The following is a 13193-nucleotide window of genomic DNA, read 5'->3' on the forward strand; positions in this document are numbered from 1 at the left end:
TTATTCGGTACTGTTAATCAGGCGATTTGGGTGGACAGCGTTTTTTTAAACAGGTGGTTGACCACATCTTCGGTTCTTTCCAGGGTTTCCTCAATATCCTGAACCGTGTGGGCAAACGAAATGCTGCCTTGTTTGATTGGCAAGGGAAAGTTGAAAACACCTTTCTCGATCAGTTTCACGCGGTAGGTTTTATCCAGCACGAAATCATGGTGTTCGGCAATATCGTGAAAATCGACGGGCGCGTGATCCATGAAATACAGACAGTATGCCGAGCCCTGCCGCGCCAGATGGAAAGGTCGGCCCGTCGATGAAAAGATGGTTTTCAGCCCATCTTCCAGCATCTGACCAAGTGCGTTGACGTGGTCGTAGACGTTATGCACCGGCGAAAGCAGTTTTTTGAGGGTGGCAATGGCGGCTACGGTAGTCAGCGGAAAGGCGTTGTACGTGCCTGCAATCAGCACCCGCTTGGCTTTGTCGGGATGAATAAAATAATCCAGATATTCTTTTTTTCCACCGATGACGCCCAGCGGATAGCCATTGGCGACGGCTTTTCCGAACGTACTTAAATCCGGTTGGATGCCACAAAGGCTCTGGTAACCGCCAATGGCGTGGCGAAAACCGGTTTTTACTTCGTCAAAAATGAGCAGAAAACCGGCCTCGTTGGCCAGTTGCCGCAGTCCTTCCAGATAACCGGGTTGCGGTTTTACAATGCCCACATTCTGCAAAATGGGTTCAATAATCAGACAGGCGACCGGATGCCGCTTCAACACGTAACGGACGGAGTCGAGGTCGTTGTAGTTAATGATGTGGACCAGTGATTTATGAACCTCCGGAATCCCCGCCGAAAGTGCGTCGAACGGATACTCGCCGGGGCTGACGCGCGGCCCGACGTCGGCGAGGCTGCTGATGACGTTGCAGGCCACGTCGTTGTGCCAGCCGTTGTAGCCGCCCTGAATCACGATGACGTGATCGCGGCCCGTAACGGCGCGGGCGATGCGCATGGCGTGGTAGGTAGCTTCGGAGCCGGTCGACGTGATTTGCAGACTTTCGACGGAAGGCACGCTGTTGCAGAACAACTCGGCAAACTGGCCTTCCAGATCGGTCGGGCCCGCGCCCATCAAAACCGTCTGTTCGCCCAGCGCCTGCCGAACGGCTTCATTGATGTCCGGATCGTTGTGGCCGAGGAACGTAGCCGCAAAACCAGCCTGATAATCAATGTATTCATTTCCTTCAATATCCCACACCCGGCTACCCGACCCTTTCGTAAAGCAGATATTGGGGTCCGATTTCCGGTTGAGCGATACGACCCCACCGGGTATCCACTGCTCATTGGTTTTGAGAATTTCCTGCGATTTCGGCCACTTGTTCATTGTCAATTCAGGTTGATACAGTTGATGTTTTTATGTTTTCGGTTTACTGAAAACCGAATACCCCTTTAATCAAAACTCGGGATTTTCAAATATTCGCCATCTTTCAATGCCGATTGGTGGGCGACGATGCCGGGCGCGGTATAGGCCAGCGCTTCGTGAATGTTGACCAACGGCGGACGGTTGTTGACGATGGCGTCGATGAACTCGTGGGTAATGAACGTGTGCGAACCACCGTGGCCGCTGTCGTGCCGCATGGGGGCCGGTAGCATATCGGTTTCCCACCACTTCGGCTGTTTAAACGTCTCGGTGGTGTTTTTGGCCACCTGAAACCCGCCGTGATCCAGACCCTCTTTGGCATCCGACCGAACGATAATCGATTCGCCGGGTTCGGCCTGGGGCATGAAAAAGCTCATTTTCTCACCCCGCCATTCGCCCCGCTCCACATTCCGCAATGCCCCGCGCCAGTTGACTTCCACCCGAAACGGTGTATTCTTATTGGTTTTGAAAAAGGCGGTTTCGTTCCAGAACGGGTTTTTGTAGGGATTTCCTTTCAGAACCGGGCTGTTGTCGCCCCAGCCCATGCCGCTGACGTGCGTCAGGCGCTCGCCAGTGACCGAAATCAAAAACGAGGTACAGTGCGTCGGATACAACATGGGCGGCAAACCGTGGCGCCAGGTTGGTTTTCCGTTTTCAAAATACAAAACCTCCAACCCGGGGTGATTGTATTCGGCTGCCGCGCTGAAGAGCGTTCCAAACTCCCCGGCTTTGAACATTTTCCGAACCGAAATCGTGCTTTGCATGAAGGCGCTGGTTTCGGCCATCATGTAAGTCAGCCCGGATTTCTTGACGGCATCCCGCAATTTGGCGCAATCTTCCAGGTTCAAAGCCGCCGGAACGGCGCAGAGAACGTGTTTCCCGGCTTTCAGTGACGCCAGCACGTGATTGGCGTGATCGGGTGCGGGGGTAGCCAGAAAAACCGCTTCGACTTTAGGGTCCTGCAACAGCTTGTCGAGCGATTCGTAGCTTTTCGTACACTTGTACGTTTTCATCAGGGCGTCCCGGCGGTCGGAACGCAGGTCGCTGACGGCTTCGACGGTGCAATTTGGATGTTCGTGGAAATAAAAACCGAGGCCAAACCGACCGCCGACAATGCCAATCCGGACTTTCCGATCAGCCGCCAAATTCCCCGCAAACGCAAACCGGGAAGACACCGACAGTGCGGCTGCCGATACACCGGCCAGGCTCAGAAAGTCGCGACGATTGAGGGAAGGCTTTGTTACTTTGCTATTCATACCGTGGAGATTAAACGAGTAAGATTTTGCCCCGACTCCGACGTGTCAAAGTCGGGGCTTTCCGGTTTAGGGTTAGTCAAATTTTATCGTATGAACTTTGGCACCTCAAACGTTCCAAAGCTTGTACTGCGGAATTTTCAGCGTCTCGCCGTTTTTCAGGGCCGACTGGTGAGCGACGATGCCCGAAACCGTCAGGTTCAGCGCCATGACGATGTTGACAAGTGGGTGACGATCCTGCAAAATAGCCGTCAGAAATTCGTCCGTCAGTCGTCCGTGCGAGCCACCGTGACCACCCGATTCAACGCCGGGGGGCAAAGCGGGCCGAATCAGATCGGGCAGGTTTTTCTCCAGCCCTTCGTATTTGCCGTAAAACGATCCTTTCTGTCCGCGAACGCGGCCCCGTTCGCCGTGGTCACCGGGCGTATCCCAGCTCACCGCCATCCGCGACGAACCGCCTTCACTGGTGCGGAACATCGCGATTTCGGAGCCAAACGGGTTGTTGTACCGGTTGCTGCCGGGTTGCATTTGCTTGGAAATACTCGGCATGCCGAGGCAGGAAACTTCGGTAAAACTGCCGTTGGTGACGCCCACATAATACGCGTTGGAGTGGGTCGGATAGTATTGCGGAGGCAAACCGACGCGCCATTCTTTGTAGGATGGCAGCGGATCATCCATGTAGTGATAATATTCGCCTTCCGAATAAACGAGTTTCCCCAAACCGCCCGCGTTGTAAATCTGGCGCATGGCGTATAGATCCTCGTGGAAACAGGACGTTTCGAACATCATGTATTTTTTGCCGCTGGCTTTCACCGCTTCATACAGCCGGTCGGCATCTTCCAGCGAACCAAAAACCGCCGGAACCGCCGTGGCCACGTGTTTGCCGTGCTGAAGCGCCAGAATCGCGTGTTGGGCGTGGCTCGGCGCGTCGGTGGCAATGAAAACCGCTTCGATGCTGTCATCTTTTACCAGTTCTTCGAGCGACGGATACGTTTTCGAGCACTTACACGCCTTCGCCAGTTGGGCGCAACGGTCCGGATACAGATCGCTGACGGCAACAATCTCGACGTTGGGATGGTTCTGGAAACCAAACTCCGCCCCGAACTTGCAGAGGCCGTAGCCGATGATACCAACCCGGATTTTACGATCCGAAACCGGCACCCACTTTTTGGCCGCGCTGGCGGTTTCCTGCGTCCGTTCAAAGCCCTGAATGGTCGGTTTTCCGGCAGCAGCCTGAGCGGGTTGCTTTCCGGTCGAACAGCCGGGCAAAACGCCCAGGGCCGTAACACCCAGCCCAAGCGATTGCAGAAACGAACGGCGGTTGAAAGGACTGGTTTCCTTCGGGTTCAGTGGCGTCCCATCCGATTCTCCGGACGAAGCCTGCGGGTTGCTGTTGGAGTTAGTCATAGCGGAAATAGTCAGAATGAGTTACAGTTTAGGGTCTATGGTTTAACGTTTATGGCTGTACGTTGGCAATTAAAAACCATACACCCGTCAATACCCTGGATTTTGTTTGAGTGTCGGCTTGCCATCTTTCGTGCTCAAATCAATCTGAGCCTGCGGGATGGGATAAAGTTCGTTCTTTCCTTTCGTGAAAAAAGCACCTTTCATGTAATCCTGGTTAAAGTACTTCGGAACGGCCGCTTCGTACTTCAGGTAGTTGTTCAAAAGCGTCGCCATATACCCGGTGCCGTTGTCGTAGCGTTGCAGATCGAAAAACCGGTGGTGTTCCAGAGCCAGTTCGAGTTTCCGTTCAAACCGGACGGCTTCCCGGGCAAACGCCTTGCCTTTCTGAACAAACTGGCCGGTATAGAGTCCCACCTTGTAGTTCGCTGCCGGTTCGTTGGTAAATCCTTTTAACGGAGCCGCATTGTCGATGTATTTCTTGACAAAACCCGCCGGATTGGCCGCCCGCGCCCGAATCTGGTTGACGTAGGCTTCCGCCTGCGCCGGACTCCCGATTTCCACTTCGACCTCAGCCGCCCAGAGCAACACATCCGCAAAACGAATCAGGCTGTAGGGGTTGTTGGTATTTGCATTTTCGCGATCGGTGGCGATGCGGGCCTGCCAGGCAATGTTCTTGATGACGCTATACGGCCCACCGGTATTCTGCTGCCGAATCCAGGCCATACCCGGGTGAATGCCCCAATCCAGGTAGGGTATGCCCCGGCGACCCACCACCCAGTCCAGCCGGGCGTCCAGCGTTCCGGCATAAGGCGTAAACGGTGCCGACGATTGCAGCCCCTGATCGTTGGTAACCAGATTTTTATTGTACGAATCGATCAGCGGCAACCCGTTGGCATCGGTTTGGTAGGCATTCACCAGGTCGAACGAAGGCTGCAACCAGCCGTAGCAACACGACGGCGGACCACCAAACGGCCCGTTATACATATCGGCGGCATTGCCATTGGAACCGTTGGCTCCGTCATAAACCGACATCTGAACGGTAAAAACCGCTTCGGGTCCGTGCTTTTTATCGGTTCTGAAATTGTCGAAATACTGTTCGGCCAATGCATACTTCTTGCCGTTGGACGTTACGCCACTGGCGATGATTTCAGCCAGCAACGGTTTGGCTTCCGTGAATTTTTGCTGGAACATATACACCTTTGCCAGAAAAGCTTTGGCGGCCCATTTGTTGGCCCGACCGACGTCGGATTTGGTCGGTGTCAGGTTGTCAGCCGCGTATTTAAAATCCGCTTCAATTTTGGGCCAGATAGGCTCAGTATTCGAGACATTGTAATTCCCGGCGTCATAGCCAATCGACTCATCCACAAACGGTACATTACGCCACAGCTTGGCCGCTTCAAAATGATATACGCCCCGCAGGAAGATGGCTTCGGCTTTGGTCTGGGCCGCTTCGTCGGCCGTTAGTTCACTAACCTTGGGTAGTAAACGCAGGACATCGTTGGCCCGCTGAACGGCCGCATACAAAAACTGCCAGCGTTCGTTGGTCGACGAACTGGTCGGGTCGTGGGTATAAGCTTCGTAGGAAGCCAGCAAACCGTTCGGCTCCGTTCCCACGTGCGCATCGTCGGACGCCATACTCGACAAAACCGTCGGACTGCTCCAGAAACTTCCGCCCGTAGCGCCTACGCCGTCGAGCAGTGAGTAGGCCCCGATCAGAACACCTTTAATGCCGGACTTATTCGCCAGGGTACTTTCGCTGATCGAACCGATGGGTTGTTTTTCAAGATACTCTTCCGTACAAGCTGACAACGACAAAAGCGATACCAGACAGCCTGTTAAAATCGGTTTTAGATAACTTCTTTTCATGATTTCTATTTTTTAACAGGAGGTGTTTTAAAAGGATAGATTGACGCCGAAAAGAAAATTCCGCTGGTTGTTCGGGTAATTCCCAAAGTCGACCCCAAAAGCCGAGCTGCTACCGCCTAACTCCGGATCCAGCCCGGTGTATTTGGTAATCGTAAACAGGTTGGCCGCCTGCGCATAGATCCTCAATTTACCGATACCCGCTTTTTGTAAAAGCGTTGGTTTCAGTGTATATCCGAGGATTAACGACCGCATCCGCAGGTAAGACCCGTCCTCCACAAAGTAGGAATTCAGCGCGCCGGATGTGCTTAACGATGTACCGGTTTCAATAATCGGAACGGTTGTGTTCGTATTGGTCGGTGTCCACGCATTCAGCAAAACGTTGCTTTTATTTCCGACATAACCGGCATAAAAGTGGGTATAAGACCGAATGGTATTGACGATTTCATTCCCCTGCGACCCGTAAAAAATGGTAGACAGATCAAATCCTTTGTAATTTAACCCGAGGTTAATTCCGTACGTAAAATCCGGATTCGGACTTCCCAGGAAAGTCCGGTCGGCGGGTGTAATCACGCCATCGCCGTTGACATCCCGGTATTTAAAACGGCCGGGAGCGGCACCACTTTGCGCGGGCGACTCCGACACTTCGCTCGCCGAATTGAACAGGCCCAGAACCTCATAGCCAAAGAATGAACTAACGGCCTGACCCTCCTGATTCCGAACCAGATTGCCCATGCCCTGCAAACTCGACACCTCGAAGTAGCCCGGATTCGGAATATCGACCACCAGGTTTTTATAGGACGTGATGTTGGCCCCAACCGAAAACTGTAGCGCATTGGCAATCGTACCGCGGTAGGTCAATGCCGCATCGACCCCTTTGTTTTGGATATCGCCAATATTGACCACGGGCGCTGTTGCACCGCCAACCGTGGCCGGCAGCGGCTGCGTGAACAGCAATCCGTTGATGGATTTCTTGTAATATTCGACCGAAACGTCCAGTTTGTTGTTGAACAGACTGGCGTCAAAACCCAGGTTGGAGACGATGTTTTCCTCCCAGCCCGCATTCGGATTGCCAATCCGGGTTTGGATAAATCCCTGTTGAACGGTATTGCTGGTTCCGGCAATATCGTAGTAGGCCGTGCCATAACCGCCACCGTATAAGCTGAAGGCATTTTCAGGCGCCACGTTGTTCTGGGAACCCAGAATACCATAACTTCCCCTGATTTTCAGGTCACTCAGCCAGCTTATGTCTTTCATGAAGGCTTCGTTGGATACCCGCCAGCCCAGCGAAACGGATGGGAAAACGCCATACCGTTTTTCGCTACCGAAGCGGGAAGAACCGTCCCGGCGAATGGTGGCACCGATCAAATACTTGTCGTTGTAGGCGTAATCGACCCGCCCGAAAACCGAAAACAGGCTGTTGATATAGGCATTGCTGAAGTTGGTAACCCCGGTGGTTCCGTTCCCCAGAACCAGGTAGTCATAATTCGTGGAGAAAAACCGCTGCGAACTCCCGCCAACCCCCCGACCAGAGCTTTTAATGGCTTCCGAACCGATCAGGGCCTGAATCGAATGTTTGCCAAGCTGGGTCTCGTATTTGAGCGTGTTGGTCCACGTCAGCGTGCTGTTAAAGCTGGCGTTTTCCGAATAGCTGTTCGGACTGCTGTTTCCCTGCTTGTTCTCGTATTGCGTGAAATTAAAACTCTGACCGTAGTTGTTATCGATTGTCGCACCAAAGCTCGTACGTGCCGTAAAATTTTTCAGAAAATCAACTTCCGCATAGGCATTCCCGACAATATTCCAGGAACTGGAACGGTTGTTAATATTCCGTTTCTGCATGGCTACCGGATTCTGATTACTTCCCAGTCCCGGCCCGGCAAACGTACCTCCGTAATTTCCTTTTATATCATACACCGGGACGATTGGCATCATTTTATAAACCGCAGAAAGGGTTCCAAATTCGGCCTGATTTCCAAAACCGGGGCTGTCTCTGTAAAATACGTTTGCGTTCTGCCCAATCCGGATATTTTTTCCCACTTTAAAAGCCGTATTGACCCGCGCCGAATAGCGTTTCATATACGTTTCGATCAGGGTACCCTGCTGGTTGATATAGCCCAGTGAAAGCAGATAATTGGACTTATCGGTCCCCCCGCTGGCGGTCAGGTTATGACTCGTCATGGGTGCCGGTTTGAAGAGTTCCTGAAACCAGTTGGTACCGGTTTTATTGACTTGCTGAATCAAATAGTTATTGGCGGTATTGATCGGATCATAACTGTATTTGGAGGGATCGACCGCCGGGTCCCCGGCTTTGGCCACACCGGCAACGCCCGGTCCTGCATACAAATAATCCGGCATTCCGTTAGCAAAAAGAATGTTATTGGGTGTGGCAATTTTCACCACTTTCATAAAATCTTCGGAGTTCAGCAGGTCGAATGGGTTGCCGGGCAAGGGCATCTGCATGCCATAGTAGGCATCATACGTAATGGTGGGCTTGCCGGATTTGCCCTTTTTCGTGGTCACGATCAACACCCCGTTGGAACCCCGAACGCCATAAATAGCGGCTGCACCGGCATCTTTCAATACCTGAATCGACTCCACATCATCGGCACTGATGTTGTTCAGGTCGGCCTGAATCCCGTCGACCAGCACCAGCGGCTGCGTATTGCCGAAGGACGTAACGCCCCGAACGAAGATGTTGCTGCTCGCACCCGGAACCCCCGACGTGATGACATTGACCCCGGCAGCCTGCCCCTGCAGCGCCTGAACCGCCGAACCCGCCGGAAAGGATTTTACGGCTTTCATATCGACCACCGCCACCGAACCCGTGATATCTTTCTTCCGCTGGCTCGAATATCCGGTCACGACCACCTCGTTAAGCAACTGCAAATCAGACGTCAAACTGACATTAATAGTAGTTTGCGAATTCACTGTAACCTCTTTGGTCACGTAACCGATAAACGAAAAAATCAGGACGTCGCTCGGCTTGGCACTGATGGTAAACTGCCCGTTGGCACCCGTGGCCGTTCCCCGGCTGGTTCCTTTGATCACGACGTTAACGCCGGGTAAGGTCGCCTGACCATTATTGTCCACGACTGTTCCCTGGATTTCCCGGGCGTCCTGTGCGGACAACGGCCCGTATGTACCGAGGAAAAAGGCAAGCAGCAGGACAAAGCAAGGCCCTATCTGGTAAAACTTTCTTCTTTTCATACACCAATACGTTTTGAGGTTGATTAAGGGGTCTTGACTCACTACTTAGCAATCGTACGCGGGGAACTCACTAGCTCAGGCCCTTTCTCAGGAACTGAATTATGGATACAGGATTACTTCAAAAAGAGAATCGTAAACAAATCCCGAATCAGACGATCCAGGCTTGGTGTAAAGTCGATGGCTTTAACGGGCTCTTATGCTCTGGTAGTTCACCTTCATTCAATTGGGGCAGAACATAAAAGAAATGTGCATTCGGTTTATTAGAACTCAGTCAGGAAACGAGCCGAGGTATTAAATACTCTAATTATGCTTACAAATATATGGTCAATTTGTTAACAAAAAAATATTCTATTCTTTTTTTTCAGTTTGTACGAATTGTGTAGAACTGCCGGACCTATACGCCGGTTTTTCGAAGCGGAGCGTTCATTGGCAGGCGTGTGGAATATGGACTACAGAAAGGGCAGAATTGCTAAAGGGAGCGGCTATCGGTAAAACAAGGCAGCGGAAGAGGGAGGGGCAATCGGGAGATAAAAAAATAGACCTCAATCGAGATCCAGTGTAGCGACTTCACCGCGGATGAGGTGCCGGGTGAGCGTTTCTTCGGCGAGTTTGAGGTCTTTTTCTTTGAGGGCTTTCAGGATTTGCCGGTGTTCCATGTCCGTGAGTTCATAGTCATCCATGTGGGTCTGGGCTTGTCCTAACTTCTGATGAAAAAGGGGGATATTGCCGGATTGGTACAGATTTCTAAGTTTTTCGTTATCGGCACTATCAATTAACGTTTCGTGGAATTTCACGTCGGCTTCGCAGGCTCCGCCGAAATAACCACGCTGAATCATGGACGTAAAATCCTCGCAAATTCGTTCCAGTTCGTCGATGTGTTGCTGGTCTATTTTCTGAATGGCCAACCGGATTGCGCCCAACTCCAGGATTTCCCGCAACTCCCGAATCTGCTGGATATCGGCAGCAATGAGCGATTTCACAAAAAAACCGCCTTTTTCGCCCAGAACTACCAACTGCTCGCCCAGAAGCCGGGTGAGTGCTTCCCGAATGGCCATGCGATTTACTTCCAGTTTGCTGGCCCAGACATCTTCTTTGAGCCGCATTCCGGATACAAGTTGGTTAGACAGAATTTTTCTTCTTAGTTCGGTATACGCTTTATTGGCCAGTGAATCTTCTTTCATTCGATTTTCAATGTAAACGAGATCAGTACTCTAAAGTAAACAAAAATCCATTTACTGTAAAGTTAATTAATAATTTGAGTGCCGCAAAAAAGATAAAAGAAAGGCCTGAAAGAGCAAATGAAGCGACCTCAGGGCTCTATCCAGAGACTCAATGCTGACTTAACCAGTCAAAATAGTCTTTTTCGACGGCAGCGCCGTTGTAAACTTTGTCAACCACCTTGCCGCTGGCATCGAAAGTTAATTTGTGGAACGTATGGTCGTGGTTCGGATAGGCCCGGAGCGTCAGGTTGGTCTTACCCCGCCGGGAAAACGCCAGCGGCAACACATCATTGGAAGTTGCCCCCACGTCGGCGGTGCCATAGAGAATGCAGACCGGGATGGTCAGCGCCAGTAAAAAATCCGGATTGTGGCCGTGGGAAAACGAGTACATCGTCCGGTTGGGATCGCCTTCCGCTGCGTTGGTGTTCAGGGAATCCCGGCACAGGGCCGCCCAGTCTTTTTGCAAGTCTTCGACCCGGCGCTGTGCTTCTTCCTGCGTGTATTCCCCCGTATAGCCTTTCATTCGCTCGGTGAGCAAAATGGATTGAAAACGACCGTCCAGATTGCCCGAAAAACCAATCAGATGCGTCACCTGCGGGTTGGTATAAGCGGTTTTGATGGCCACATGATAGCCTTCCGAACCACCGGCAATAACGACCCGTTTTGGATCGGCCCAGGGCTGGCTCAAGACAAACCGCAGCACGGCGTTCGTCTGATCGACGTAATAGTCAAGGTAGTTACGGGTTTGATAGGCCGCCGGATACATTCCGGTTTTGGGAGCCGACGGGCTGCTGAAGAGGGTATCCAGATACGAATCATTAACAACCAGTGGAATACCGGGTTTGGCGATCATGATGCTGTAATACTCCGCTTCGTGGTCGTAGCAGGTCCTGGGCAGTTCCGTCAAAGCCGGTCGGCTGGTCTTCGGATTGATCGTAAACAGGGGAATGGGTAACGACCCCTGCCGAAACAGAAAAATGGGCTTCCGGTTGTTCAGTTCTCCCTTTTTAGCGACCACGGCAAACGTAATGGAATCGCTCTGAAAGGGAATGGTGAAAACCGTGTAGTCGCCCAGAGCGCGTTGCGAAGATTGTGAAAAAACGGGATTTGTCAGGGTGCTAACGAACAGAATAGCGAGGAGAAATTTCACTGTCGAAGTGGTTTTCAGTACGCTGGTAAAGGTATAAGAACCGGCTGGCCTTCTCCAAGTTAAGGTTTGTTAAATAAGGAGTCGGGAGACCGCCAGTAAAAAGCCCCGCCGGATTACACCAACGGGGCCAGGGTGAGGAAGTAGTCAGGAAAAATCAAAAACCGGCGTTTTGCACCAGATTGCGGTTGTTGTCGATCTCGCGCTTCGGAATCGGCAGCAGCAGTTGGTTGGCAGTGAAGGTTTTGCCGTACACCGTCGTATGACCCACAAAATTGTCCCAGGCTTTGGTCACATCGTTGCGCACTTTCCGCGTCCGGATCATATCGAACCAGATTTTGCTCTCGAACGCCAGTTCGTAATACCGCTCCGCCCAGACCGCCTGCTCGAACGCATCGACGCCCGTTGCCGTCACCGGAGCCAGTTTGGCCCGCGCTCGAACATCGTTGAGCGCCTTCCGCGCCTGGGCGTTGGGACTGCCTTCCGCCCGGTTGGCAGCCTCGGCATACATCAGCATGACATCGGCCAGCCGGTAAATTGTGTAGTTGATGTTGGCCTTGGCGTCGCTATCAACGGCCTGTTTATCAAAGTACTTGTATACATAATAACCGCCCAGTTCGAGTTTGTCGCGACGCGGGTCGCCCAGCGGATAATCCGACGGATGACCTTTGTAGAACGTGTAATAGAACTGCTTTTCTTCCGTCCGTTTATCCCCCTTTTCGTAGCTTTCGACAAACTCTTTCCGTGGAATCAGCCCACCGTATTCATCGGCATAGGCCGCAATGCCCCGGAACGCCGGCAGGGTTACGGGCGTCATGCCGTTGTGGCGGATGTCTTTTTCGTGCTGCACCTGCAAAATGAACTCCTTCTGGTTGCGGTTGGCCGGATTGATCATGTCCGTATATTCCGTAAACAAGGTATAGGTGCCATTGTCGAGGATTTCTTTGGACCGTTTGGCCGACTCGGCATAAGCCTGCGTGCCCGCTCTGACCGGATAACCGGCGTACGTCAGATAGACATCGGCCAGAATGGCTTTGACAGCCCCCATCGATATTTTGCCTTCCGTATCGCGCCAGGGCAAGGTCGACTTTTCGGCTTCCAGCAGGTCCGGAATGATGATTTCGTCGTAAATCTCTTTAACCGGCGAACGGTTCGTCTGCACCTGACTCAATTCCGTAATTTGTGAGGTTATTTTAGGAATATCGCCAAACATGCGCACCAGCTGAAAATAATACAACGCCCGCATGGTTTTGGCTTCCGCAATCATGTTGGTTTTGGTGGCCGCAGGCAGGGTCGTAAATTCGCCGATTTTCTGAATGGCCAGGTTGGCGCGGGCAATACCGGCATACAAACCCGACCACCAGTTGTCGATGTAAAACGCCCGGGCGTCGTATTCCAGGTTGTAGAATTTGAACGCTTCGGTCTGGGAATTACCATCGGCTTTGCCCGTCATAAACTCCAGCAGGGAAGCGTTGTTGCCGCCCCAGCCTCCGCCCCCGTTGTTCCAGGTACCGATCGTGGAATACGCACCGTTGACAAAAGCCCGGGCAATTTCGGGGCTGGAAACCGACGACGAGGTGGTCAGTGACCCCGTCAGTTCTTCTTTTAGAAAGTCCTCGCAGGACGTCAGTGTCAAACCGAGTGCCGCCAGGGTATACATGAGTTGCTTTTTCATGGTTTCAGGTTCGGG

General features: G+C 52.3%; 8 protein-coding genes. All 8 read right to left on the reverse strand.

Annotated features, from left to right (window positions below; translation table 11 throughout):
* Positions 1-17: 17 nt before the first annotated feature.
* Entirely contained in the window at positions 18-1370 is a 1353-nt protein-coding gene (locus tag FH871_RS26130) for an aspartate aminotransferase family protein (protein WP_138994369.1), read from the reverse strand.
* A 65-nt stretch (positions 1371-1435) separates the two neighbouring features.
* Complete coding sequence (locus tag FH871_RS26135; protein WP_138994370.1) at positions 1436-2662, reverse strand: Gfo/Idh/MocA family protein; 1227 nt, start codon at positions 2660-2662, stop codon at positions 1436-1438.
* Positions 2663-2767: 105 nt separating this feature from the next.
* Positions 2768-4066, reverse strand: coding sequence for a Gfo/Idh/MocA family protein (locus FH871_RS26140; protein WP_171062954.1), 1299 nt, complete (start codon positions 4064-4066; stop codon positions 2768-2770).
* An 87-nt stretch (positions 4067-4153) separates the two neighbouring features.
* Positions 4154-5932: a RagB/SusD family nutrient uptake outer membrane protein gene (locus FH871_RS26145; protein WP_138994371.1), complete on the reverse strand. Its 1779-nt coding sequence runs from the start codon at positions 5930-5932 to the stop codon at positions 4154-4156.
* A gap of 27 nt (positions 5933-5959) precedes the next feature.
* Complete coding sequence (locus FH871_RS26150; RefSeq protein WP_138994372.1) at positions 5960-9136, reverse strand: TonB-dependent receptor; 3177 nt, start codon at positions 9134-9136, stop codon at positions 5960-5962.
* A gap of 542 nt (positions 9137-9678) precedes the next feature.
* Positions 9679-10317, reverse strand: a complete 639-nt coding sequence (locus FH871_RS26155) for a GntR family transcriptional regulator (RefSeq protein ID WP_138994373.1) — start codon at positions 10315-10317, stop codon at positions 9679-9681.
* Positions 10318-10465: 148 nt separating this feature from the next.
* Complete coding sequence (locus FH871_RS26160) at positions 10466-11506, reverse strand: S9 family peptidase (RefSeq protein ID WP_138994374.1); 1041 nt, start codon at positions 11504-11506, stop codon at positions 10466-10468.
* 154 nt (positions 11507-11660) lie between these two features.
* Entirely contained in the window at positions 11661-13178 is a 1518-nt protein-coding gene (locus tag FH871_RS26165; protein WP_138994375.1) for a RagB/SusD family nutrient uptake outer membrane protein, read from the reverse strand.
* Between the last annotated feature and the right edge of the window lie 15 nt (positions 13179-13193).

Origin of the sequence: Larkinella sp. C7 (assembly GCF_006149005.1) — a bacterium.
Lineage (GTDB): Bacteria > Bacteroidota > Bacteroidia > Cytophagales > Spirosomataceae > Larkinella.